The 24,707-nt window shown below is 68.3% G+C and carries 24 protein-coding genes and 1 tRNA gene; 8 read left to right on the forward strand and 17 right to left on the reverse strand.

All coding sequences use genetic code 11. The features are described 5' to 3' along the window. The first annotated feature begins 40 nt into the window (after nt 1-40). Nucleotides 41-811 carry a hypothetical protein gene (locus OG505_RS23520; RefSeq protein WP_405427606.1) on the forward strand — a complete coding sequence of 257 codons (771 nt, stop codon included), beginning with the start codon at nt 41-43 and terminating at the stop codon, nt 809-811. Between the two features lie 104 nt (nt 812-915). On the opposite strand, the gene OG505_RS23525 is transcribed toward OG505_RS23520, so the two are convergent. Beyond that, the gene (locus tag OG505_RS23525) at nt 916-1,314 is read right to left on the reverse strand and encodes a winged helix-turn-helix transcriptional regulator (RefSeq protein WP_405427607.1); all 399 of its coding nucleotides are present in this window, start codon (nt 1,312-1,314) and stop codon (nt 916-918) included. A 114-nt stretch (nt 1,315-1,428) separates the two neighbouring features. Here OG505_RS23525 and OG505_RS23530 point away from each other — a divergent pair, with 114 nt between their 5' ends. Next, complete coding sequence (locus OG505_RS23530; protein ID WP_405427609.1) at nt 1,429-2,331, forward strand: NADP-dependent oxidoreductase; 903 nt, start codon at nt 1,429-1,431, stop codon at nt 2,329-2,331. A gap of 59 nt (nt 2,332-2,390) precedes the next feature. Here the strand turns inward: OG505_RS23530 and OG505_RS23535 are convergent, their stop codons facing one another. Continuing rightward, on the reverse strand, nt 2,391-2,888 hold the full coding sequence (locus OG505_RS23535) for a hypothetical protein (RefSeq protein WP_405427611.1): 498 nt from the start codon (nt 2,886-2,888) through the stop codon (nt 2,391-2,393). Between the two features lie 90 nt (nt 2,889-2,978). Here OG505_RS23535 and OG505_RS23540 point away from each other — a divergent pair, with 90 nt between their 5' ends. Then, nucleotides 2,979-3,350: a MerR family transcriptional regulator gene (locus tag OG505_RS23540; protein ID WP_405427613.1), complete on the forward strand. Its 372-nt coding sequence runs from the start codon at nt 2,979-2,981 to the stop codon at nt 3,348-3,350. 1,107 nt (nt 3,351-4,457) lie between these two features. Here the strand turns inward: OG505_RS23540 and OG505_RS23545 are convergent. Then, nucleotides 4,458-4,530 (reverse strand) — tRNA-Arg (locus OG505_RS23545). Between the two features lie 627 nt (nt 4,531-5,157). Between OG505_RS23545 and OG505_RS23550 the strand changes: the two genes are divergently transcribed. Then, nucleotides 5,158-6,498, forward strand: coding sequence for a hypothetical protein (locus OG505_RS23550; protein WP_405427615.1), 1,341 nt, complete (start codon nt 5,158-5,160; stop codon nt 6,496-6,498). Nucleotides 6,499-6,587: 89 nt separating this feature from the next. On the opposite strand, the gene OG505_RS23555 is transcribed toward OG505_RS23550, so the two are convergent. The 13 genes from OG505_RS23555 to OG505_RS23615 form a co-directional block, all read right to left on the reverse strand. Then, nucleotides 6,588-7,037 (reverse strand): SitI3 family protein, encoded by a 450-nt coding sequence (locus tag OG505_RS23555; protein ID WP_405427617.1) that lies wholly within the window; start codon nt 7,035-7,037, stop codon nt 6,588-6,590. Nucleotides 7,038-7,050: 13 nt separating this feature from the next. Beyond that, complete coding sequence (locus OG505_RS23560; RefSeq protein WP_405434662.1) at nt 7,051-7,437, reverse strand: hypothetical protein; 387 nt, start codon at nt 7,435-7,437, stop codon at nt 7,051-7,053. A gap of 209 nt (nt 7,438-7,646) precedes the next feature. Beyond that, on the reverse strand, nt 7,647-8,165 hold the full coding sequence (locus tag OG505_RS23565) for a DUF6244 family protein (protein WP_405427618.1): 519 nt from the start codon (nt 8,163-8,165) through the stop codon (nt 7,647-7,649). 179 nt (nt 8,166-8,344) lie between these two features. After that, on the reverse strand, nt 8,345-9,250 hold the full coding sequence (locus OG505_RS23570) for a phosphotransferase family protein (RefSeq protein ID WP_405427620.1): 906 nt from the start codon (nt 9,248-9,250) through the stop codon (nt 8,345-8,347). 335 nt (nt 9,251-9,585) lie between these two features. Beyond that, entirely contained in the window at nt 9,586-10,941 is a 1,356-nt protein-coding gene (locus OG505_RS23575; RefSeq protein ID WP_405427622.1) for a serine hydrolase domain-containing protein, read from the reverse strand. After that, nucleotides 10,938-11,861 carry an aKG-HExxH-type peptide beta-hydroxylase gene (locus OG505_RS23580; RefSeq protein WP_405427624.1) on the reverse strand — a complete coding sequence of 308 codons (924 nt, stop codon included), beginning with the start codon at nt 11,859-11,861 and terminating at the stop codon, nt 10,938-10,940. Before OG505_RS23580 ends, OG505_RS23575 begins: the two co-directional genes overlap by 4 nt. A gap of 102 nt (nt 11,862-11,963) precedes the next feature. Beyond that, nucleotides 11,964-12,128 (reverse strand): hypothetical protein, encoded by a 165-nt coding sequence (locus tag OG505_RS23585; protein ID WP_357186169.1) that lies wholly within the window; start codon nt 12,126-12,128, stop codon nt 11,964-11,966. A gap of 111 nt (nt 12,129-12,239) precedes the next feature. Further along, complete coding sequence (locus OG505_RS23590; RefSeq protein ID WP_405427626.1) at nt 12,240-13,145, reverse strand: protein kinase domain-containing protein; 906 nt, start codon at nt 13,143-13,145, stop codon at nt 12,240-12,242. Then, complete coding sequence (locus tag OG505_RS23595) at nt 13,142-13,777, reverse strand: hypothetical protein (RefSeq protein ID WP_405427628.1); 636 nt, start codon at nt 13,775-13,777, stop codon at nt 13,142-13,144. The genes OG505_RS23590 and OG505_RS23595 overlap by 4 nt, the downstream gene beginning before the upstream one ends. A 9-nt stretch (nt 13,778-13,786) precedes the next feature. Then, complete coding sequence (locus OG505_RS23600; RefSeq protein ID WP_405427630.1) at nt 13,787-14,515, reverse strand: hypothetical protein; 729 nt, start codon at nt 14,513-14,515, stop codon at nt 13,787-13,789. Continuing rightward, entirely contained in the window at nt 14,512-15,135 is a 624-nt protein-coding gene (locus OG505_RS23605; protein ID WP_405427632.1) for a hypothetical protein, read from the reverse strand. Before OG505_RS23605 ends, OG505_RS23600 begins: the two co-directional genes overlap by 4 nt. Continuing rightward, on the reverse strand, nt 15,111-17,009 hold the full coding sequence (locus OG505_RS23610) for a radical SAM protein (protein ID WP_405427634.1): 1,899 nt from the start codon (nt 17,007-17,009) through the stop codon (nt 15,111-15,113). The genes OG505_RS23605 and OG505_RS23610 overlap by 25 nt, the downstream gene beginning before the upstream one ends. 36 nt (nt 17,010-17,045) lie before the next feature. Then, on the reverse strand, nt 17,046-17,480 hold the full coding sequence (locus OG505_RS23615; RefSeq protein WP_357186150.1) for an NUDIX domain-containing protein: 435 nt from the start codon (nt 17,478-17,480) through the stop codon (nt 17,046-17,048). 537 nt (nt 17,481-18,017) lie between these two features. Between OG505_RS23615 and OG505_RS23620 the strand changes: the two genes are divergently transcribed. Further along, nucleotides 18,018-19,394: a helix-turn-helix domain-containing protein gene (locus OG505_RS23620; RefSeq protein ID WP_405434664.1), complete on the forward strand. Its 1,377-nt coding sequence runs from the start codon at nt 18,018-18,020 to the stop codon at nt 19,392-19,394. 5 nt (nt 19,395-19,399) lie between these two features. Here the strand turns inward: OG505_RS23620 and OG505_RS23625 are convergent, their stop codons facing one another. Next, on the reverse strand, nt 19,400-21,202 hold the full coding sequence (locus OG505_RS23625; protein WP_405427637.1) for a S9 family peptidase: 1,803 nt from the start codon (nt 21,200-21,202) through the stop codon (nt 19,400-19,402). Between the two features lie 362 nt (nt 21,203-21,564). On the opposite strand from OG505_RS23625, the gene OG505_RS23630 reads away from it, so the two are divergent. Genes OG505_RS23630 through OG505_RS23640 form a run of 3 tightly spaced genes read left to right on the forward strand, consistent with a single transcriptional unit; the run spans nt 21,565 to nt 24,676 of the window. Then, complete coding sequence (locus OG505_RS23630; protein ID WP_405427639.1) at nt 21,565-22,971, forward strand: APC family permease; 1,407 nt, start codon at nt 21,565-21,567, stop codon at nt 22,969-22,971. Then, the gene (locus OG505_RS23635; protein WP_405427641.1) at nt 22,968-23,981 is read left to right on the forward strand and encodes an acetamidase/formamidase family protein; all 1,014 of its coding nucleotides are present in this window, start codon (nt 22,968-22,970) and stop codon (nt 23,979-23,981) included. The genes OG505_RS23630 and OG505_RS23635 overlap by 4 nt, the downstream gene beginning before the upstream one ends. A 14-nt stretch (nt 23,982-23,995) precedes the next feature. After that, nucleotides 23,996-24,676, forward strand: a complete 681-nt coding sequence (locus OG505_RS23640; protein WP_405427643.1) for a GPP34 family phosphoprotein — start codon at nt 23,996-23,998, stop codon at nt 24,674-24,676. Nucleotides 24,677-24,707 lie beyond the last annotated feature (31 nt).

Genomic DNA, 24,707 nt, shown 5'->3' on the forward strand with positions numbered 1-24,707 from the left:
TCGGGCACCGGGGTGGTGCCAGTTGGTTAGGGTCGCGTCTATGCGTCGACTGATCCCTACCCTTTCGATTGCCCTCGCCGCCGCCCTCGTGGCCGGCTGCGGCACCACCTCCGGCGACAACACCGGAGCGGCCGGGCCCTCCGCCGCCCCCGCCACGTCCAAAGTCGAACCGGTCGCCGCCGTGCGGCAGGCCATGGACCGCAGCCTCGCTGGCACGGTCACCATGGACGCCTCGGTCAAGGCCGGCAACCAGTCGATCACCCTCAGCGGCAAGATGGACCCCGCCGCCAAGGCGATCCACGTCACCGGGAACGCCCCGGAGCCGATCGAGGCCCGGCTGATCGGCGATGCCGCCTACATCAAGTCCGACTCGCTCGAGGGCGAGAAGCCCTGGATGAAGATCGACCTCAACAAGCTCCGGCCGACCAGCTCGCTGCGCCAGTCGTTCGACCTCAAGGCGCAGACCGGCATCATCGGCGGCATCGTGACCGCCCAGGAGGTGGGCCCCGGCCGCTACAGCGGCACCGCCGACCTGAACAAGGCCGCGGAGGCAGCCGGCGCCGACGGTGGAATGCGCGACGGCCTCAAGTCCACCGCCAAGCTGGCGAAGGACCCGGCGGCGGTCCCCTTCGAGGCGACCGTCGACGCCGACGGCCGGCTCACCGCGCTCTCCTACACGATCGCCACGAAGAGCGTCGGTGATCTCGTCACCGACATGAAGATGAGCGGCTTCGGCGAGCAGGTCTCGGTGACCGCGCCGCCCGCCGGCGACACCGAGCCGGCCTCCGCGGAGATGTACAAGTTCCTCTGACCCTGCGACGACGCGGTGCCCTCCGGGATGACCCTGAGGGCACCGTTGGATCAGACCGCGTGGCACCGGAGAGCCGACTGCGTCAAGCGCGCCTCCGAGCCTCGTCAGGGGAGTGCGTCGAATCGGGCTCGGGCTTCGAACACACGGTCCATGTGTGACTCCGCCCAGTCCTTGATGGAGATCATGACCGGGAACAGTTCGTGGCCCAGTGGGGTGAGTTCGTAGTCGACGCGGACCGGCACCGACGCGGTGACCGTGCGGGTGAGCAGGCCGTCGCGCTCCAGCGTCCGCAGGGTCTGCGTGAGCATCTTCTGACTGATGCCGGCGATGCGGCGGGCGAGTTCGCCGTGCCGCTGCGGGCCGTCCGCAAGCGCCGGGATCACCAGCGCCACCCACTTGTCGGTGAGCCGGCTCAGCAGCTCCCGGGTCGGGCAGCGCTCCAGGAACGCGTTGTAATCACGTTTTGCCTGCTCGCGGCGTTGCGCTGCGGTTGTCGTCGCCATCTTGCCCTCCTGCGGTGCCCTACGCACTCCGAGGTACCTACTTTCTCACGGTGCCCGCCGCTTCGTACGGTCGTGGTGATCACAGGAGCCACGACAGCTACGAGGGAGACGACGATGCGCGCAGTCCGTTACGAAGAGTTCGGAGGGCCGGAGGTCCTGCACGTGGCCGACGTACCGACGCCCGAACCCGGCCCCGGACAGGTGCGGGTACGGGTCGCCGCGTCCGTCGTACACCCGGTCGACCTCATGGTCCGCTCCGGCCGGTTCCCAGCACCGCTGCCGACCGGCCTGCCGTACACGCCCGGCTGGGACGTGGTCGGCACCGTCGACGCCGTCGGGCCGTCGGTCGACGAGCACACGATCGGCGATGAGGTCATCGGCTTCTCGCCGTGGCTGCAAACCACTGTCGGCGCGCACGCGGAGTACGTGGTGCTCGACGCCGCCTCGCTGACCACCGCACCCGCCGGCGTCCCCGCCACCGAGGCGGCGACCCTGCCGACCAACGGCCTCGCCGCCGCCCAGGCCCTCGACCTGCTCGCGCTCCCGGCCGGCTCGACCGTGCTCGTCACCGGCGCCGCCGGGCAGGTCGGAGGGTTCGTCCTGGCCCTGGCACGGGCGGCCGGCCTGCACGCCACCGGACTCGCCGGAGCCGACGACCGCGAGTTCGTCGAGTCGCTGGGCGCGGCGTTCCTGTCCCGCTCCGACGACCCGACCGGGACGTACGACGCGGTCATCGACCTGGCGGTGATCGGTTCCTCGCTGCTGGACCACATCCGGGACGGCGGCGGCTACGTGGCCGCGTCACCTCCGCTGCGCCCGGAGCCGGTGCGGGGCATCCGGACCTTCGCGCTGGAGGTGGAGTCGGACGGATCCCGGCTGGCAGAACTGGTCAGACTCGTCACCAGCGGCGACATCCCGCTGCGGGTCGCCGGGGTGTACCCCTTCGCCGACGCGGCCGCCGCCCACGAACGGCTCGCCCAGGGCGGCGTACGCGGCGGCGTGATCGTCGTCCCCTGACCATGCTGATCAAGCGCGAAACCAGCAGGGCTTGAGCTACAGCAAGACGTACAGAACGTTTAACCGCTTGCCGGCAGCCCGGCTGTCCGGTCTCGGGACCTGAGTGACAGATCGGGCCTGGCGAGCTCGTCCAACGGTTCGGTGCGCCGACTCTGCCACCACGGCACGAGTTGGACGAGGCCGAATATCACCTCGACGACGAGGAACGCCCACAACAGCCCAAAGGCGCCGTGGGCCAGCGCGTATGCCTGCCACGTGGCGAACAGCATGCGGGCGACGCCGTCGAGCAGTCCGTGCACCGGCAGCGCACTGACGATGCGCAGAAGGGCCCAGACGACGACGACCGATCCCATCAGATTCGCGTACAGGGTCTGCACCGGATCGAGGGCGGGTAGGACGCCCAACCCGAGCGCACCACCCAGCGACGACAGCGCGCCATGCAGCAGTGCATACGTCCACGGCGTCGCGAATCCCGCCGTGACGACGAGGTCGTACCAGGCACTGGCGCGAACGAGGCGAAGATAGGCGGGGCGGGAGGGGGCGAGAAGGCGGATCACGAAGAGGCTCCTGGTGGTCTCGAGGCAGCGACGCCTCACGCTAAACGTTGGAGTACGCTCCAAGGTCAAGCCCAAACTCGGCGGAGTGTCATGCGTATCGGGGAACTGGCCGCACAAGCGAAAATGACCACGGACACCATCCGGTTCTACGAGAAGGTCGGCCTCGTAGCCAGTGGACGGCTGTCTAACGGTTACCGTGACTTTCCGCCCGAGACGGTGGCCTGGCTGCACTACATCCGGACGGCGCAGGCGCTCGGGTTCTCGCTGGCGGAGATCGGGCGGCACGGCGAGGAACTGCGTGACGCGCCGGACGAGGCGGAGGCGTTGTCGGCGCTGTTCGCGGAAAAGATCCAGGTCATCGAGGCCCGGATGGCCGAACTCGCCGCCCTGCGGGCCGAACTCGAGGCGCGCGTCGGCACGGGGTGTCCGTTGCGGCCGGCCAAGCCGACCTCGTCGTCCTGAACGATGACCTGGGGCCATCTTCAGGCGCGGGCACAGCATTGCGGGCGGCCCCGGCCGACGAATGACTCTTGAACTGCGGTGTGCTGCCTGGCGGACCGGTTACCTCTGGCGACCTTCAACGGCAAGGACCACGCCAACTTCGCCGAGTACGACGCCTTCGCCTCTTCGGGGTCTCCTAGACGAGTAAGCCCTAACGACCCTGGGTCCTCAACACCCTTCTGACCGCACTCTAAGTAAAGACCGACGAGTGGCTCGGACGGCAACGTAGGCCCGGGCGGCCGCCCAGGCTGTCTGACGCGGAACTGCTCACCCTGGCCGGCTCAGGCCCTACTCGGCGTGCGATCCGAAGCCCGCTGGCTGCGGTTTGTCCCCGGGCATCTGCCCGGGGCGTTCCCGTACCTGCCCGGGCAGTCCGGCTACACCAAGCGGTTGCGGGCGGCGTTGCCGCTGCTCAAGCGTGCCATCCGGGTAGTCGCTGCGGAAACCGACCCGTGGTCCGATCCGACCTGGGTGGTCGACTCGACACCGGTGGAATGCGGCCGGTCCAGGCCGACGGTGAGACGCTCTGATCTGGCAGGCTGGGCCGGGTACGGGTACTGCGCCTCGCACTCGAGGTTCTTCTGGGCCTGCGCCTGCATCTCATCTGCACCCCGTCCGGTCTGCCGATCGCCTGGGCGCTCGCGAGGTACGGGTCATCCGGTTCATGGCGCAGGTCGATGCCTGCGAGGATTCCGAGCGCGCACCACACCGCCTCGTCGACCTCGACGCCTTCCAGGTCGCGCATGGCCCGGGCAGCCCAGCGGTCCACCTCGTCACGCGACTGGCTGCCGGAGAGGATGGCGGCGAAACGCGCCTCCGTGTCGGCGCGGCTGGGAGGGATCGGCTGCGCGGTCGTCACGCGCTCCTGCCATCCCGACCTTCGCTGCTGCTCACCGAGACGGCTCTGACCTGCCCAATCGGGCCTTCCCGAGCATCCAAGATCATTGCACACGTATTGCACGCAGGGGCTGCAAACGGCGGCTACAGGTGGCATCCGGCTGCATAGGTCGAGCGATCGGCACGGAAGCGTATCCGCAGCTCAGTGGCCATTCTTGCTGATCTTCGAGGTGCCCCCGGCAGGATTCGAACCTGCGACACACGGTTTAGGAAACCGATGCTCTATCCCCTGAGCTACGGGGGCGCGAGTGGTCAGTGTAACGACCTGGGGTTCACCTGGGGTGGCAGGGAGTGGCCCACGTTCACCCACGTTCCCCGGACCGCCGTTCTCCCAGCCCAGGACCACACGCCGAGCACACGATCCCCGGTTTGCGACCGGCGGTCGGCCGCGGTGACCCGCGTTGGCACCGGTTCACCCGGGTTGGCACCCGCTGGAGAGCACACACCGCGCACCACATCGGAGATCATGATGTGCGCGCGACCCGAGCCCGGGACCGCCAGCCGCAAGGGGCGCGGCTCCGCGAGCTTCGTTCGCTGGCTCAGGTTGTCGGCGTACCGGTCCGAGTACAGAGGCAGGTACGGCTTCAAGTGCCGCGGATCTTGACCTGTGCACAGCGTCGCGGCCCCCTCGACTTGGCGACGGTCCAAGCCGGTGACGTGCGCGCCAAATGAGAGCCACACGACCAGCGTGGGCAGCCGAAATGAGAGCGAGGCCCCCGGCCACCCCGAGTCCAAATAATGCATGGACACTCGCCAACCTTGAGCCTATAGTCGCCGAGTTGTCCGATAAGGATGGCATTGGCTTCGATATAGGAAAGACTTAGTGACAGAGCAGATCTCTCGGAAGCCCCGGGGGCAGGGCCCTCGTGCCATGAGGGCAGCGGCGCTCCGCGCCCTCGAGGAGGGGATCGTCCGCGAGCGCCAGGAGAGGCAGAAGCGCGAACGCCAGCAGGCGGAGGCGATCGACAGGTTGGTTGCTGCCGCCGCCGCAACCGGAGCGAACCTCACGCGAGGCGACCATCGCCTGGCCCTGCGCTTTGAGTTGGCCGGACAGCCATTCGAGGCTCCCCTTTCCGACGACCGCCCAGGGTTGATAGACAGTCTGACGGCGATGGTGGGGCCCGGCTTGGTGATTCTCGGTGCATACAGCGCGTTCGCCCAACTTGACCAGGGCTACATCGAAGCCCTCGTCGTTGGAGCCGGCCCTGAGCCGGAGGCGGACACCGTAGAGGAGTGGCACCACTGGGACAGTTACCGCCCCGGAATCATCCGCGCGGTAGCCCCTGACGGTGGTTGGCGAATCGAGTTGTCGCCCGGCTCGGCGGCATTTTGGTGCCTGCGCCGCCGATTTGTCGATATGAGTAGGGAGTTCAACCGGGACGAACCGACGTATACCACACTGAAGATCAGTGGCCGGCCGCTATCCACCCCGGACGATGCCTTGAAACTGCTGACTCTTGCTGCCGGTTCGTGGTCTTTTGACATCGACGGGGAGTGCGGGCTGGGTTTCCGTCTTGCGCTGCGTCCGCCGTGGCCGCTGCCCGACCGCCGGCGTAGTCCAAGGCGGGCACGTCTTGCGGCAATCGAGCCCTCTGTTGAAGTGCCGTCACGGGCGTATGACTCCGAAGCGTTGGCGTTTTACTGGTACGCCCGGGCCATGCCGCGTGCCCCGTTTGTGCAGTTCCTGGCCTTCTACCAGGTGCTTGAATACCACTTCACCCGCTACGCCCACAATCGAGGCGTCCAAGAGGTGGCCGCGCTACTGGCCAGCCCAGGCGCGGATTTACACAGTCTTGCCTTCCATGCCAGAGTCTTCGACGCGATCGCCCAGGTGGCTCGGTCACAGCGCACCGAAATGGCCCAGCTACGGGCCACGATCGAGGCCACGGCGACGGCAACCGGACTCAAACAGCGGATCTTGTCCGACCCGGCCTTGAGGGCCCACCTGCGAGCCAACGCAGTGACCGGTGTCGCATCTGTACGCGTCAACGCCAACAGCTCGCCCGCCTCAGTTGTCGAGGCCGTCGCCAAACGCGTTTACGACCTGCGCTGCATGGTGGTGCACAGCAAAGAAGGCGGCGGTGCCACCGCGCAGGTACTGCTGCTGCCGCAGACGCCCCAGTTCCTCGCCGTCGAGCGTGACTTGCCGTTGATGCGCTACCTGGCGCGAGCCGCTTTGTCGGCTAGCAGCTCACCGCTGCCGCCCCTGTGACACGCGATCGACGCCGCGATGCCGGCGAGCCGACTCCGATCGAGCGGGGGTGAGTGCCTCTGGTGGGTCCAACCGAGGACGCAGGCCCGTCAGGGGTGAAAAATCCTGTCGTAGCTGTAGTCGTACCAGCCGTCGGTGTTGTGCTTGTGAAGGGTGCCAGCGACGCGTGTCAGCATCAGCACGTCGCCGTTGAGGGTCAGGGCCGCGTCCTCGGCCATGCCGCCGAGGATCCTGGCCACGGTCGCCAGCATGTGGGGCTTGCCCTTGTCGACCAGGGTGTCCTTGCGCATGTAGAAGCTGACGTCGACGTAGGCCTCCGGCTCCCACTGCCACAGGGCGCCACCGTCGTCCTCGGCACTGTAGTAGCCGTGCCGGCCGCCGGTGATGTCCACGACGTACCCGTGCTCGTCGTTCAGGTCGGCGCTGAGCATCCTGCCGCCGGATGCCGTGGACGTTTCGACCGCTCCGGGAGCAGCCAGTTCCGCCACCTCCTCCAGTGGAATGTCGCCCGCCAGCGTCAACCGGTACTCGACAGCCATCTACACCCCTTCATCAGTCTCGCCGGATGATCTGAATGATCGCACCGTCGCGCGTTACCGCCGCCAGTTCCTTCAGCCCTGCTACGGGCCAGTCCTGGAACTGCTTGTGCAGGGCGGCGAGGTCTCCTCGCCAGTCGTGGAGGTTCAACATCACGCGTTGGGTCTGCTCCGCGTCGACCTTCCTGGAAACCGCGCTCCAGACGGCGCGGGCCGGCACGGGAGCAGTGGGCGCGTAGCAGTCGAAGACATGTCCCTCGATGAGGAAGTCGGGTGCCTTTTCCGGCCTCCCAGAATCCCCGGTCTCGCGTCGAGCGTCCGCGACCTCCTGCCTCGTGGGGTTCTGGTGAACCCGGTACCCCTTGCCGGCGACCCTGTCGGCACACTCGTTCTCCAACTCCAGGGCACGCCGCTCCCGTGGCTTCTCGTTCGCGGAGATCCGGGTTCGACGTCCGGCAGGTGACCTGCCGAGCAAGCCGGTGGGACGCCTGGTCCACGGGGTTCCTGCGTCAGTGTCCGTGGAGACGGTGCCGCCCGGGGTGGGGGTCGTCGGGGATGGGCTGCCGGTGGTAGCAGGGGCAGGGCTGGCCGGTGGATGACCGCCAGCCCCTGTCAGTTTCCCGACGAGCCCAGCTGGCGGGCCTGCGCGATCGCCGCTTCGACGGCCTGCCGGGCCCCGCCAGTGCGCTGAACCATCAGCACCAGGACCTGCTTGATGGCCTCCAACGCCTGCAACAGCGGCCCAGGCTGCAGGACCACGGCGACGAGCTGCTGTGCCTCACCGACTCCAGTGATGGCCCCAGCCGCTGCGTTACGGGCGGCGTCCATGGCGCTCTGCACGGGCGCCAGGCCGGCGATCGTCTCCTGCGGGGTGGCCTCGTTCGGCACCGCCGCGGTTGCCTTCGTCGCCTCACCGATCGAACCGGCGAGACTTCCCAGGCCGCCCTGGATGCCGGTGATCGCGTTGCGCACCCGCGCCACACCCGCCGCCACGGCGACGAAGCCCGCGCCCGCGGCCCGTAACGCCACCTCCTGCGCCTGGCTGTCGGCGGCGGCTGCCAACCCCTGCGCGCGTTCGACCCCGGTCATCAACGCGCGGAGTTCACCGGTGATCTTCTCGATCTGCGACACCTGGGCGGCACCTCCAATCGATGAAAGCGAAAGTGGTCGACAGCTGAAACTACCGGGCTCCTTGCGAGGCCACTAGACACCGACGAGGTCGTCGACACCACAGACCGACCCCCTAACTTTCGGTCATCTCTGCATCTGCGAACAGATGCAGGGTGTCGTTGTGGCTGGTCAGAGTTGGATCATGCTGACCTCGCTGCAATGAGCCGTTGTACGCGGGTGCCGGCGGAGGTCCAAGCGGCCTCAATGATCGGCAGACAGCGCCTCCGGGCCGGGTCGTCCTCGGGCAGTTCGTGGTGCAGGCGCAGCTCGCGGGTCAAGACCATAGCGAGGTTGAGCGCGAATGCGGCCTCGATGCCCGTCTCACTCACGATCGCCTCGATGCGCTCGCGGATCAATGGTGTACCTGCGCCGACCTGGGTGTGGAGCATCGCAAGGTCGAAGCCAGGAAGGAACAGCCCGGTGAACTCCCAGTCGATTAGCACCGCCGTGGTCTCGGCCTCGTCATCGCTGTCGGAACGACCGGCATTGAGGAGGAGGATGTTGCTGGCCAGCGGGTCGCCGTGATTGAGCTGTGCCGGCGCGTCGCAGCGGGCCAGCAGACTGTCCAGAAGCTCTCGTTGGCCCTCAGTGAGGTATCCCTTGGCCTGGTACCGAGCCAGGCGGTCGGAGTAGTCGAAGGTGGGCGAGAACCGGACGGCCGGGTAGGTCCACTCATTCAACGCGGTGATGCAGTCCAGGACGGCGTCGACCTCCCGGGTATCGAGCTCTCGCTGGGGGTAGCGTTCGACCGCGAGGGGCGATGCGTCGACCCATTCCAGGACCAGCAGCCGGTCACGGTCGGTATGGAGCAGCCGAGGAACGCGGACAGGCGGTGTGGTGTCACCGAAGACCTCGTACACGTCCAGCTCGTGCCGCCACTTGGCCGCCCAGAACGGGTCCGGGTCGATCAGATATTTCACCGTTGCCGGTTCGCCGCGGAACGAGCCTCGCGCCAGTAGGGTCTTGTCCGTGCGCCGTAGTACCGTGTCGATGCTCAGCCCGATCGTGACTGCTGAGCCAGGCAGATCAGGCGGCGTGTGCGACATCGGCGGTCTCCTTGATCGAGTCGATGATCCGTTGGCGAAGGCCGATCTTGAAGCGCTCCCCGTGCTCGACCACGGCAGTCTGCCGACCCGTTGCCCATTTTGGGCTTTTCTACGTTCGTCTGATTAGTGGAATGTTGATCGTCGAAGATGGTCGAGCTCCTGGGAGTACGAATGCTCAAGTGGAGCCCGAGCCGAGATACAGCCTCGACGTAGTAATCAAGAAGCTTGATAAAAGCGGGGTAGCTCACATCAAGCCCGGCTGACAACGGCCGGCCAGGGGCCCGTGTCGGATCGGGAGACTTGAGAACCACCGACGTTGTAATGGTGGCAGACGGTCAATCGGGCCGTCGTCGATAGTGCAGCCCTGGTGCGCGATCGAGATCAAGAACAAAGCCATTGGGCACTGGCAGATCCTCATCCGCCGACGAGGTATCGAGTGTCAGCGTGTAGCCGTCCGCAACGTACGTGGACCCGGTGCAGGTGAGTCGGTCGAGGGTTCCCCGACGCCACAAGTACAGCGAGCCCGCACTGCGGGTCAGGCGTACGGTGCCGGGAACCTCGTCGCCGACATAGGTGCCGAGCGACGTGTGAGCCGTTTTGGTGTCGGCGCCGCCCGTGGAGGTGGTGGTCTGGGGCGCAGGAAGGCTTCCCAACGCGCGAGACAGCAGTTCGCCCAGATCAGCGCCGGATTCATGGGTGGGGTCGGCGAGGGCCGCGGCGAGCACGTGGTCGGCGGCGATTCCGGCGTGATTTGAGAGGCAGATAACGCGGAGCCCTGAGTTGGTGAGGTGGGCGGCGGCGGAGAACCCCTGTTCGTGGCCGTAGTGGAAGACGGCGGTGCGGCCAAGGCGGGGATCAGCGTAGAGCCCGGCACCGTACGTGAACGGCGCGTGGTCGCTGGGCTGGTAGCCGAGGTGCTGGTCGAACGGGAGCACGTTGTCGACCGAGGGGCGCCATTCGTGCCAGAGGTGGGCGAGCCAGCGGTCCAGGTCTGCGGCGGTGCACCACAGGGAGCCGGGACCGGGCAGGGTGACTGGGCGCTGCTGGTGCTGCCATCCGCTGGCGACGGCCTGGTAGCTGGCGGCGGCGCCGGGGATCACCTCGCGTGGATCGGCCTTGAAGCGGGCCGAGGTCATGCCGAGCGGGGTGAAGACGTACCGGTCTGCGATCTCGTGGAGTCCCGCGCCGTACGCGTGCGTGAGGACTTCGGCGAGAAGGAGGTAACCGGTGTTGCTGTACAGGAAGTGGCCCGGCTCGACGGCTCGGTGCCGCTGGCGGTAGGCGAGTTGCAGCAGGTCGCCGGCGGTGTAGTGGTCGAGTTCGCGGAAGCCGGCCAGGGACAGCAGGGACTCGGCGTCCCGGATGCCGCCGCGGTGCTGCATGAGGTCGCCGACGGTGACGTCGGGGATGTCGAAGCGGGGCAGGATGTCGCCAACGGGCCGGTCCAGGGTGAGAAGGCGGTCGCGGGCGGCGCGGATGCACAGGTACGCGGTGATCTGTTTGGCGACGGAGCCGATGTTGAAGGCGGTGTTCTCCCCGATGGGCGCGGCGAGTTCGAGACTGGCCAATCCAGTGTGCGCCTGCGCCGTCGGATGGCCGGCCTGGCCGACGCGCAGGACGACGCCGGGCTCGCCCAGCCGGACCGCGAGGGCGGTCTCGGTAGCGGGGACCGAGGTGTCGGTGGAGTTCACAGGCTGAGGGCTTCGCGGTGGACAGAGCGCAGGCGTTCCCGCAAGGCGGGGTCGTTGATCAGGGCGAGTGCGCGGTCGTGGTCGGCGGCGGTGGTGGCAAGCAGTCCGCGCTGCTGGTCCAAGTAGGCGGTCAGGAATCGGTACAGGTCGCCGCTTGTTTCGGGCAGGACACGAGCGGCGTAGATCATGGTGAGGGGGAAGGCGAAGCAGGCGTGCAGGAAGCCGAAGGCGGGCCTGCTCGTCTCCTTCCAGGGGGAGTAGAACCTGACTTCGTCGCTGATCTCGCAGGCGGTGGCGCCAAGGGCGTCGTTGAGCCAGTTGTGGCCCGCCTCGTGAATCAGGTCGCGAGCCAGGACGACGGGCTCGTTGATGTGGTCGCAGAAGATGGTGCCGGGCAGCCGGCTGAGGGTCCAGCTGTCGAGGGTGTCGCCGAGCTTCTTGTGGCGCAGCAGGCAGACGACGACTGCGTGGCCGGCGAGAAGGTCTGCGAAACCGGTCTTCGCGCCGTTGGCGTATGCGGCGGCGGCCAGTTCCCGTAGGTCCGGCGGGGCGGCGGTGGTGTCCGAGTTCAGTACGTAGTAGGGGGTATCGGAGATCGTCGAGCGGGGCAGGCGGTCCAGTTCGGGGGCGAGGACGATGCGCGGACCGACGGAGGTGGGGGTCGATAGCGCTGAGGCGTTCGCGTCCGGGTGGGCGCCGTACCAGTTGAAGGTGGCGGTCTCGCGGGAGCGGGCGGCGGCCTCGGCACCTTCGAGGACGTGGTGGGCCAAGCAGTAGTCGGCGGCGTCCGACCCCAAAGAGTCGGGGATGTTGACGGTCGGCCGGGCGGCGGGCTTGAGGGCGGCGCGTATCCGGCGAGTGCGGTCGCGGTGGTGGGCCTGAATGGGGGCGAACGAGAAGGAAATGGCGGGCGCTTCCACGGGGTGGGTCCTTCCGACGGGCTGGGGCTGGGGCCGGCCCCGTGAGGGTCCGGCCCCAGGAGGTACTCACCGACGGCGCGCCGTCGGTGTGATGCGGGGCGTTCAGACGTCGGTGCCCTCGGGTGCCGCGGTGCTCGCCGGGGCCTCAGCGGTCGGCCAGCCCTCGGCGGAGACGCTGGAGGTGTGACGGGTGCTGCGGACGGTCTCGTCGTCGCCGCGAAGGTCGTCCACGGCGGCGAGGAAGTCGCTGATCCGGTCGTTGTCCATGAGTGCGCTCGTCCTTTCCGAAAAGGGGTTTAGGTCGTGCACCTTCTGGAGCCGATTCCTGTGGCGGCGAGCGGGCGGTGGGCACCGCGTCTCCTTCCGATGGGTGGTGGGTCAACTGCTGCGCTGGGCCGGCGTGGCGGCGGGAGTGGCCGCCTGGCGCAGGGCGTCGCGCAGCTCTCTCATGGCGGGCCGGTCCTCGGGTGCTTGGGCGAGCGCCGCGGTGATGATCGGGCGGAGTCCGGCGGGCGCGGTGTGCAGCAGGGAAGGGCCGTAGCGGGGGATGTCGGCGCACAGGTAGCGGTAGGTCAGGACTCCGAGGCTGAAGGTGTCCGCCGCTGGGGTGGCGCGGTCGTAGGAGGTGGCGTACTCCGGCGGCCAATGCACCTCCGGGCCCCGAGCGGCGGGGCCGCGCGAGGTTTCTGTGCGGCGCGCGGCGCCAAGGTCGGTGATCAGCCCGTGGCCGTCGTGGATGAGGATGTTCTCCTGGTAGACGTCGCGGTGCACGATCCCGCGTTCGTGCAGGTTGCGCAGACCCTCGGCGACGTCGGCCAAGATACTGAGCCCAGCCGTCACCTGGTCTCGGTTGAGGGCGGTGGTGAGGTACCGCCCGAAGTTGCCGCCGACGAAGTGGGGCATGGTGTACCAGTCGAACCGGTCGGTGCTGCCCTGCTCCAGCAGGGGCACGACGTGCTCGGCGCCTTGGGCGGCGTGGGTTACGGCGATCTCGTGGCGGAAGTCCTCACGGGTCAAGGCCCTTTCGGCCTCGGTCATCTCCGCGTACCAGTAGAAGCCGTAGGCGGCCTTGCGGGTGGCCTCGTCGAGGTCGGCCAGAACGTGGTTGCTGCCGAAGCCGGCCTTGAGAACCACCGGAGGCGTCCCGTTGCGGCTGGCGAGCACGAGCGTGCTGGCGCGAGTGAAGCAGAGGAGGTCGTGGACGTGCCAGCCGGCGTAGCGAAGCTGGTCAAGGACCCAGGCGGCGGGGTGCATCGGGTGCAGGTGCATGGGCTGCCTTCTCATGTTCGCGCCGCATCCGGTGCGGTTTGGCGTAGCCGCTCCAGGCAGGCGGCGGCCAGCCGGTCGAGGTCGGGCTTGGTGGTGCACGGGCGGCGCAGCACGGGCAGGCCGGTTGCCTCGGTCCACGCGTTGACTGCCTGCTCGTACAGGTCGGCATACCGAGCGGCGGTCGGGCGGTCCTCCCCGAAGCGACGCGTTGTGGGCCGCTCGGACAGCCGGGCATGGCACAGCTCGGGCTCGGTGGTGAGCAGGACGATCAGGTCCGCCCGCGCGGCCGTGACCTCGGCGAGCTGCTGAACGTAGTGGGCGACAGGACGGTCGTGCAGCAGGGCGATCAGGCAGGCGGTCGACAAGGTGAGCCGGTCGGCGATGACCGGGCCGAGGGACAGCGCGGGAGCGAGGTTATGGCGAGCATGGAGTTCCAGGTCGCGGCGGACCGCGGCCACCGCCCGCACGCCGTCTGCTGCTGGACGGCCGGCCCGCAGGCTGACGATGGAGCGGGTCGCTTCCAGCGACAGCCAGGAGAATTGGCCGATGTGCCCGAGGCGGATGCTCTCGCAGGCGGCGTTGGCCAGGATCCGGTCGCGTAGCGTGCTCTTCCCGGCTCCAGCGATTCCTTCCAAGGCCAGCAGCATGCCTCGCTCCTAGTTCTTCTCGGCGATCAGCCAGCTGATGAACTTCGCGACGCGGCCGAGAGAGACCGGTTTGGTGCCGTGGGTGAGCTGGGAGCCGTAGAGCAGGGCGGTGCCGGGGGCGGGGCTCACGCTCCATCGGGTTCGGGGCATGGCCGCATACCAGTCAGCGGAGTGGTCGGCGCCGTCGTGGGCCAGCCACATACCGCCCGCGTATCCCTGTTCCCGGGCGTCGTGCTCCAGCCGGGTGTTCCACAGGCGGTCGCTGGACGTGCTTTCGACGTAGAACGCGCCGCCGGCCTCGGCCTCACGGATCACGACGCTGATGCCGGCGATCTGTCGCGGCCAAGCAAACGGGTCGGGGGCGATGCCGTCGAGGTGGCCGGTGATGTGCTGGCCGGGGCCGTACTCGACGTAGGTCCACGGCCGACAAGCGGTGATCGACGGCATGACGCGAGACAGAGCGGGGCGGGCGCGGTCGAAGGCATGCTGAAGCAGTGCCTCGGCTCTGTCCGGGATCCTTGGGACCTCGATCCGTCCGGCCGGCTCGTAGACGGCCATGGCCTGCTCCTTGGAGCGACCGGGGATCTCATGGATGGAGTTGGCCCGCCTCGCGCCGAAGCGGAGCCGGGCCTCATCGCTGAGGAAGTCGTTCATCATGGCTGCGAGCTGGTCCCGCTCCTCGGTGTCGACGAATCCCTCGACGCTGCCGACCGCGACGGTCTCGGCGATGTGAATCACGAGTAGGTCCTCCTCGTCTCGAGCACGCGGCGGACGTCGTCCAGGCCGGTGCAGTGATTGAGCCAACTGGCCACAGGGTGGTGAGGGTTAGCGGCCGGATTGGCCCACAGGGCCAGCAGCTCGCCGGTCAACGGCAGCTCCTCCGCGCCGGGCAGCGGCTCCCACACCGTCAACTGGTCCAACGCCGGGCACCAAGCGACGTGCTGTGTGGCGAAGGCCCGCCCCAGCCGTGCCGCCGCCATGAGCCGGCAGGAGCGCAGGAGCGTTTCGGCAGGCTCAGCCCGCTGGTAGCTGCGGTGCTCGGTCTGCGCCCATCCAGCTCCGACCGCTGCGGCTGCGACCACAACGCGGCAGGTAGCACAGCACGCGCCGTTGGCCATCGGGCACGGATGATCATGGGCGGGGAGGGTGGCTGCGACCTCAACGAGGGCCGCCCAGGCGGAGTCCGTCAATAACTCACTGACGGTGCTGCGGCCCGAGTCCGGGCCATGGTTGCAGCACACCGGACCAGGCCGGCGCGCGGCGCTGGGAAGGAGTGCGGGCTCGATGAACAGGGCGTGGAAGTACACGATCCGCCCCAGCACCTGATGGATCGTCAGCGAGGCCGTGACGCTACCCACGCCGCCTCCTCGCTGGTCGAAGCAGTGCTCTGAGGCGCTGGGCAATAGCAACCGTCCTCGGTGGGCCGCTCGCCGCGTAGCGCGTCGGTGACGGCGCGGGTGGCCGCGTCAACGGCATCGAAGTACGCCGGCCAGCCGTGCCTGGTGCCCCGGCGCAGCACCAGGTCGAGTACGGGGCTCGCACGTCCGGTGGTCTCGCACCTCAGCTCCGCACGCCCGACGGCCACCTGCACGGCGGCGGGTAGGTCGGTGGTCACAGCGGTGATCGCGCGGCACAGGGCGGCAGCAGCTCGCGCGTACTCGGTTCGGTCACGCGGAAGGATGCCGACCCGGCGCTCGGCGGGCGGCAGATCAAGGCCTGGATAGAGATGTCCCTGGCAGCTGTCGTACGTGATCAGGCGCCAGTCCTGGGTGACGGCGTCGACCAGGGAGCGGACGCCGGGCTCGATCGCCCCTCGCCACTGGGGGTGGGCCGGGTCGAGGTCATCGGCCTCGTGCACGCCGGGCAGGCCAACGGTGTTGATGTTGCCGTGCGAGCTGGTGCGCAGCCGTACAGGTGGGCGGTGCGCCTCGGGGTGGTCCCAGTGGGCGAGGAAGGAGGCGACGTCACGCATGCTGTTCGGCATACGCGGGTGCGAGCGCACCTTGCGGCACCAGGCCCCTGCCGGGTGGGCGGGCTGGGCGAGGAGTGCGGCGATGCCGTCGATCATCCGCATCCGGTAGTCGCAGTAGGCGTCCTGGTCACCGGCCTGGTCGTGACGCCAGCGGGTGGCCACGCAGCCGCCGCCGCACGTTGACTGGTACGTGCAGGTGGTGCACCGCTCCATCAGGGCCTTGCCCTGGTTCAGCAGCGGCAGCCGCCGCTGAGCCGCGACGACCGCCTTCTGTCCGGAGGGCTGGTCCAAGAGGGTGAGCTGGGCCTGCGGCCAGGGCAGTTCGTCACAACTGCCGAGCCGTCCGTCCGGATAGAGCGTGAAGACGTGGTCGCACTTCAGGTTGGAGAAGTGACAGAAGCCGGTATCCAGCCCGCGCAACCGTCGAATGGTGGATACGGACGGTTCTAGCTTCAGCCGGGAGAAGTGGCCAGCGCCGATCCAGCGAACGGTGGCGGCGAGTACAAATTCGGCGTACTGGTCCGGGGTGGTCGCCCACCCGGGCCCTTGCGAGCCGCGCAGAGCCGCGCGCTGAAGGATCCGGCTCGCGGGAACGCGCTGCCCTTGGGCAGCGGTAGGGCCTTGAACGGAGGAATCGAAGCAGGGTACGAAGCTGACGGCGTTGACCGCCTCGAAGCCGGCGAGGTGGTCCAGGACGGCCTCGGCACGGCCGAGCACGGTCGGAGTGACCGCGGCGATCACGCCCACCTTCCGGCCGCGCCCAGCCAGCAGCCGCAGGGCGTTGGCCACGCGCGGGTAGACCGGCTGGCCGTCGTATCCAACCCGCCAGGCGTTGCCCGCCGCGTCCCCGTCGAGGGAGATGCCGATCTGGAGGCGCGGGTACAGGGCGTCAAACAGATCCAGCCACTGCTCATCGAGCAGCATGCCGTTGGTTTGCATCGATACCCGCACGACGCTGGGCTGGGATGCCAGTTCGCGCAGGACCTCGGCGACATGGTCGCGTCCGGCCGTCAGCGGCTCGCCGCCATGCAGTTCCACGGCGAGCACACGCCCCGAGAAGAGCTCGGTGAGTCGACGCACTTGACTCGCGTCGATCCGGGCTCCGCCCGGGGCCTCCTTGCGTTTCTCGTAGCAGTACAGGCAGTCGATGTCGCAGGTCTCACCCCGTAGCTTCAAGATCACCGATACGGCACTGTCGGCGTCTTCGACGTCGAGGCCGCGGTACAGATGGGCCATCGGGTGATCGGTGGTGCCGTACATCGGCTGCCTCCCAGGGGTGGCCGTGACCGGACGGGATCAGTCGTACAGGCGTCCCAACAGGGCGCCCTGGCCGGACTGGAGGATGTGGGCGGCCTCCAGCGGAATCCAGAAGCATTCGAAGTGCGTCGGCTCCTGCTCTCCGTCGTGGTCCTCCTGGCTCATCCACCGCTCCGACGTCGGCTCGGTCAGTTCCAGGTGGAAGACGTGGCGGCGTTGGAGCTCGAACCGGTACGGGCTGATGTCGTACTCGGTCTCGCCGAGCTTCCGCACGATCTTGAAGTCCTTCAGGCCGGTTTCCTCGCCGGCCTCGCGCAGCGCCGCAGCCTCCGGCGTCTCGCCGGCGCGGATGCTGCCGGCCGGAACCTGGATGCCGACTTCCTCGTAGCTGTAATCGGTGTGCCGGAAGACCAGCAGCTTGCCGTCACGTACGACGTAACAGAGAACCTTTTCCTTGGTGACCCGCTCCGGCATGGGAGAACCCCTCTTCATTCGTTGACTTCAGAAGCTCGTAGGCCCGGAGGTATTAACGGAACCGCATGCGGTACTGAGCAGCGCCCGCCGACCTGCTAGGCAAACGACCTTGAGTCTAGGTTTGGTAACCGAACGTCATGAAGAGCCAAGTGATCCATCAGGAGGGGCGTTGCACTGGGCTCATCGCCTGATGCCCGAGCTGCGGGCTCTATCCCAATCCCAGCACCCGTCACGACCACGGAGGATGGCTTCGTCTCGTGCTCCATAACCACCTCCGAGGGTTCCTCAAGATTCGAAGCGGATTTGACGAGTGGTCGGTATCCCGTCCTCCACACCCTCGCCCTTCGAGCCGCAGTCGTGAACACCGAGCATGCGGACGGAGTGGTTGTCCGCATGGCGCTCGCCCCGTGAGCGGGTTCGGATCGACACCCTTTCGTCGTTCCTGGTTGCGCCGCGCCGAACGCTGAGTGACCCTATGTGCGCGATGTCCACGCTGCTCAATGCCATCCGGAGGTGGGCAGCCTGAAAGGCGGTGTCATGGGCCAGACCCCGCGGGCGCTTCAACCGTCCATGTCTGAGCGACACTTCTTCGGCGCCGAGTTGCGTCGGCTGCGGGAGCACGCCGGCTTTTCGCAGGCGCGGCTGGGTGCCATGATCCGATTCAGTGCCGACCTGGTGCGTCGAATCGAGACGGCGGACCGGTTCCCCTCGCGGGACTTCGTCGAGGCATGCGACAAGGCGTTGACGACCGGTGGCGCCTTGATGCGCCTGCTACCGCTGCTCGAGAAGAATCGGGTCAACGCGGCCAAGCTAGCGACGGCGCCGACGGGCGCCATCACCCTGCTCTCCACTCAGCCGGCGGATACCTCGGGGTTGACCGACATGGTCGTCCGGGTTCCGTTCCAGCCAGGTGTCCTCGATCGCGCCGCTCTGGACTGGCTGAACGCTGCTGCGGGGCCCCGACTGTCTGCGGCCGGCCGGCCCGGCTCACCTGATCAGGTTCGCGAGGAGGACCTCAGCTCCGCTGAGACCGCTCTGGCGATGTTCCGGCAGCTGGACCACACCCACGGTGCCGGACGAGTCCATGCCCAGGTGCAGCGGTACGTCGAAGGCGAGCTAAACCGATTGCTGGCAAACAGCCCCGCCTCGGAAGCGATCGGTCGGCGCCTGTACAGGCTGGCGGCGGGCTTCTTCGAACTGTGCGGGTATCAGGCAGTCGACACCGGAGCCCACGGTCTCGCGCAGCGCCGCTACTTGCGCGCTCTGCGGCTGACGCAGGCCGCCGACGACTGCCTCTACGGCAGCTACCTGCTCGCCGTGAACATCGGCCACCTGGCACTGCACTGCGGTCATCCCGAGCCGGCGCTGCGGATGGCGCTCACGGCGGTGAGGGGTAGTGAGACTCAGGCGACGCCCGCCGTGGAAGCCGCGCTACACGCCGTGGTGGCGCGGACGTACGCCCGCCTCGGACGCGAAAGCGACTGCATGGCCCACCTCGAAGTCGCAGAGAGGCAACTGAATCGCAGCAGGACCGAGGACGAGCCGCTGTGGATCCAGTACTTCGATCCGGCCTATCTCGCCGACGAGCTTGCCCACTGTTTCCATGATCTGGGCCGGCCGCAGCAGACCCAACGGCACCTGGGCGATGCCCTTGCCGCGCTGAGTCCCACACATGTCCGCCGACTGGCCATCGACACCGCACTCCTGGCCTCATCGTTGGCTGCCGCTGGCCGCATCGACGAAGCCTGCGCCGCCGGCCGAATGGCGGTGGATCATGCCGCGCGGACCACCTCGCACCGCTGTTTAGAGCGCATCGTTGAGGTGCAAGCCGATCTTGAGCCCTACCGGTGTGAGCCGGAGGTCCGTGAGTTCGGCGAGTACGTGCGTTCTCAACTACCGGTGGCTGCGGTGTAGTTCCCTTAATCGGCAGCCGCAGCCGTCATCACGAAACGGTAGTGCGCGAGTTCCGCTTCCAGCGCCGTGCCCGCCTGGGTGGAGGTCGCGACGTAGTGGCCGACGTCGGGGAGAAGCAGCATGTCGTGGGGCACGCTGTGAGCTGTCAGCTGATCGGCGAGTTCCCGCACATCCTCGACCACAGCCACGTCATCGGCGGTGCCGTGGACGAGCAGCACCGGCCGCTGAACGGTTGCGGCGTTGACCCGCCCGGCACCGCCTCGCAGCCGTCTGGCGTGCGCGCGCTGGAAGCGGGGCACGGTTTCCGCCCAACGGTCGGGATCCACGATCGCTGACACGGCCGTGGCGGCAGCGAACGGACCGCTCTGCGCCACGGCGTGCAGGGCTGTGTATCCGCCGGCGCTGGCTCCGCGAATGAAGACTTGACCCGGTACGGCTCGTCCTGTTGCGAGCAGGTGGTCCGCCACCGCCGCGCAGTCATCAACGTCGTCGAGGCCCCACCGGCCGTACAGCGCTTCCCGGAAGACCCGGCCGTACCCGGTGCTGCCGAGATAGTCGACGTCCACGACGGCGAACCCCCGACTGGTGAAGAACTGCGCCTGCCAGTCCAAGCGCAGGAGGCACGAGGCGGTCGGCCCAGGATGCGCCCTCACGATCACCGGTGCCCGCCAGTCCGCCGCCGAGGCCGTTGGCGGATACACCAGGGCAATTACCTCTCGATCACCCGCGACATGAACCCGCAGTTCCGTCGGCGTCGATACTTGCGCCCCGTCGAGTTTGGCGTGCTCCGACCGGGCAAGCACCTCCACCTGAGGATCGGCGGCCGTGAGGTGCACGAGCGCGACCTGTGGGGCCGCAGTCGGCGACGCCCCGATCAATGCCACCGTCGTTCCTTGAACGGCCAGATAGGGCTTGATGGACGTATATGGAAGGTCGACCGGGCGAACAGTGCCGTCAGGGTCGATGACGACGAGGCCGTGCCGCGGTCCGTCCTGCACCGCCACGACGATCCGGCCGTCGTCAAGGAAGTCGTACGACGCGTAGCCCAGCTCCCACGGCTCTGCGGCGCACTCACCCGCGATCGGTGCCACCCGCTTCACCTGGTGGCCGTCCCACCGGTAGAGGTTCCACCAGCCACTGCGGTCTGACACGAAGTACAACGCCCCGTCGGGACCCCACCTAGGCTCGACCGCCGACTCTTCCGAACCGCCGGCGAGCATTACCGGGTTCCCGACCTGGCCACGCGGCGAGTAGGAGGCGACCCATATCTCACACCTATCCCAAGGCATGTCGGGCTCGCTCCAAGTGGTCCAGGCCAACATGCCTGAACCCGGCCGCGGCGCGCCGAGAAATCCCCGGCATGTTGCGAGAGCCCGTATGTCCGGGACGCCTGTGAGCGACACCGCGATGAGGTCGTCACCATGCTCTGACTCCCGCACAGCCAGTAACTCGCCGTCGCCAATCGTCAGGTCGCCGAAGGATCCCAGACTGACCAACTCGAGTTGATCGTCGTGAAGACGGCTCCGGTAGAGGCCGTCTCCGCCGACGCACCACAACGTCCCGTCAATGACAGCGAACGCCCCGCCTCCGTACGCGTGAACGCCGCTGGTGACGTCGAAGCCCTCCGGACTGACGTCTCGCGCACCCTCGCCGGGCCGCCAACATGTCACCGTCGCGACCCCGCCGACTTCGGGGCGGGTCTCCAACCAGTACAGCGCGCCATCCCCGGCACGCAGCTGGTCATAGCTCACAGAGGCGCGAACCGCGTCCTCCGTCGAGACCACAGCGATCCTGTCCGCCAGCCTCACGGGTCCTCCTCGAACAACTTCCGTACGCGACCGTAAGACAGCGCCCTCGTCGACCGGCCTCGGGTGCACCGGCGACGGCGTAGAAGAAGTTGTCGTGCCGCCGAGCCGGCGCGAGTGCTCCCCAGGCACGGTCGACTCTACGCGCAAGCACTTCGTCCCTGCCGCTGGACGGCACGGCTCGAACTGCCGCTAGGCAGCTCAAGTTCGAAGCGACAAATTCGATGCGGACAACATCCTTTGTCCGCATTTTCGGTATCGACCGCGCCATTCGAATCGAGCGATCATTCGGAGCGTGAAGCAATTCATGCGCGGCCCAACATTGGACGTTTCGCCGCTGCCGACGAGCTCTTCGGAAGGGTGCAATGCAGCTACAAGATGAATTGACACGCTACGGCTACCGCCAGGAGTTAGCCCGGAGGCTGCGGTTCCGGGACCTGGTCGCGTACGGGTTGGTGTATATGGTGCCGATCGCGCCGATGGCGATCTTCGGCAGCGTCTATGCCGGCTCCGGTGGGATGGTGGCCCTGGCGTACGCGATCGGCGTGGTGGCGCTGGTGTTCACCGCGTTCTCCTACGCGCAGATGGTCAAGGCGTTCCCTATGAGCGGCAGCGTCTACAACTACGCCGGTCGGGGCATCAGCCCGCCGGTGGGTTTCTTGGCCGGCTGGGTGATCCTCCTCGATTACGTGCTCGTGCCTGGCCTGCTGTACCTGGTGGCGTCGATGGCGATGCACGCCACGGTCCCGTCGGTGCCGGTGTGGCTGTGGCTGCTCGGGTTCGTGGCGGTCAACACGGTCGTCAACTCGGTCGGAATCCGGATGACCGCGGTGGTCACTCGGGTCATGCTCGTCGGCGAGTTGATCGTCCTGGCGATCTTCTTGGCCATTGCCGGCTGGGCCCTCGCCTCGGGCAGGGGCCGGTTCAGCTGGGAGGCGTTCTACAACGCCGACACCTTCACCTGGTCGCTCGTCGCGGGCGCGGTGTCGATCGCGGTGCTGTCGTTCCTCGGCTTCGACGGCATCAGCATGCTGGCCGAGGAGACCAAGGGCGGCTCCCGTCAGATCGGCCGCGCCATGGCCGCCGTCCTGATCCTGGCCGGGGTGCTGTTCATCGTCCAGACGTGGCTGGCCGCGATGCTCGTCCCCGACCCGGCCGGTCTCCTGGCGATTGGTGACCCGAACGGGACCGCGTTCTACGACGCCGCCGCCGTGGCCGGCGGGAGTTGGCTGGCGACCCTGTGCGCGGTGGCGACGGCCATCGCCTGGGGGCTGCCGAACTCGATGGTCGCGCAGGTCGCCACCTCGCGGCTGCTGTACGCGATGGCCCGCGATCGGCAACTGCCCGCGTTCCTGGCGAAGGTGTCGATCCGCCGCAACGTGCCGATCAACGCCACCCTGCTCACCGGCGCCGTGTCCCTCGCCCTCGGCCTCTACATGGCCACCCGCGCCGACGGGATCACCCTTCTGTCGTCGCTGATCAACTTCGGGGCGATGGTCGCCTTCCTCGTGCTGCACGTATCCGTGGTCGTGCACCACCTCATCCGCCAGCGCAGCGGCAACTGGTGGGCGCACCTGGTCATGCCCGGGATCGGGTTCGCGATCCTCGCCTACGTGGTGGTCAACGCCAATATCGCCGCGCAGCGCCTCGGCCTGGCCTGGCTCGCCCTCGGCATGGTCGTTCTCGCCGGCCTGTACCTGGTCGGCCGCCGGCCCGCGCTGTCGGGTTTGGCGCCCGCGCAGCCGCAGGCCCGTCACGTGGAACGGGTGTGACCGGCATGGACACAATCACTTACCGTCCGGCTCGCGATGAGTTGGCCTACACCTTCGGTGGCCGGATGCCGGTGGTCCACGTCCGCTCCGGCGACGTGCTGCGTGTGTTCACGGAGGACTGCTTCGGCGGTCTCGTGCGCGGGCCGGCGGACCTGCCGTCGCGGGTGTGCCGGATGCCGTACCTGAACCCGGTGTCGGGGCCGTTCTTCGTCGAGGACGCTGAGCCCGGCGACACCCTCGCGATCCATCTCGCTGCCATCGAGCCCGCCCGGGACTGGGGAGTCTCGTCGACGTTCCCGCACTTCGGAGCACTCACCTCGACCTCGCACACCGCTACGCTGCAGCCGCCGCTGGAGGAGCGGGTGTGGGTGTACGACATCGACCGGCAGGCCGGGACGATCCGCTTCCACGCCACGGGCAGCGACCACAGCGTCGACCTGCCCCTGGACCCGATGATCGGCACGATCGGGGTCGCGCCCGGCGGGTTCGAGGCCCGCTCCACGATCGTCCCCGACTCCCATGGCGGGAACCTGGACAGCCCGGAGCTGCGCGCCGGGGCCACCCTGTACCTGGGGGTGAACGTGCACGGGGCGATGCTCGCCCTCGGCGACGGCCACGCCCGCCAGGGCGAGGGTGAGGCCTGCGGCGTCGGGGTGGAGATCGCCACGACCACCACCCTGATCATCGAGGTCATCAAGGGCGTCCCGACGGTGTGGCCCCGCCTGGAGACCGACACGTCGATCATGTCAGTTGGCTGCGCCCGTCCCCTGGAAGACGCGTACCGGATCGCGCACCGCGACCTGGTCGGCTGGGTGAGTGACCTCACCGGCCTGGAGCAGCTCGACGCCTACCAACTGGTGTCGCAGGCCGGGCGGGCGCCGATCGGCAACGTCTGCGACCCGAACTACACGATCCTCGCCGCCGTCGACAAGCTACTGCTTCCGCAGCCGCAGGCCGCCTACGGCGGGATGCACGCACGCCTCCGACGGCACGCCGGCGGGCCGCGGTAGAGGGCGGGATCCACATGGCCTCTTCCATCCCCCAGTTGCCTTTGCGGGACGAGTTGTTCCTGCTCGGTCACGACGACGACACCGGCCACCCGCACATTCACCGCCAAGCCCTCGCCCTCGGCCTGGCCGGCGCGGTTCTCATCGACCTTTTCCTCGCCGGGCGGATCGCTCTCGACACCGACGACACCGGGCCGGGCGAGGAGCAGCGTGTCTGGCTGCACCTGGACCGCCCGGTCGGGGACCTGATCGCCGACACCGCCCTGGCCTCCATCCGCTACGCCCATCCGGCCCCGCCCCTGCGGGGGTGGTTGCGCGGGTTCGCCGACGACCTGTACGACCGCACCCGCGCCGGCCTGCACGCTGGCGGGATCCTGCGCCACGACGTGCGCCGCCGCCTCGGCGGGCTGGCCCGCACCGACCGCTACCTGCCCGCCGACCTGAAGTGGCCGGTCGTCGCCCGCGCCCGGCTGCACTACATCGCCGCCGGCCGTGACCAGCCCGACAACCACACCGCTGCCCTCGGCGGCCTCGTCGCGACCCTCGGCCTGACCCAGCACCTGTACCTCGCCGACGACATCGCCGCCCTCACCGTGCAGCTACGCACCATCGCCGCGCGGCACCACCGGCAGGTCCGCGACATCACCGCGGCGGTGGACGCCGCCGTCGGTGACCTCGCCACCGCCGCCTACCGGTGAGCCCCGCGCCATCCCACCCGATCCGCTGCCC

The organism is Micromonospora sp. NBC_00617, from assembly GCF_045161355.1.
In the GTDB taxonomy this organism is placed as follows: Bacteria; Actinomycetota; Actinomycetes; order Mycobacteriales; family Micromonosporaceae; genus Micromonospora.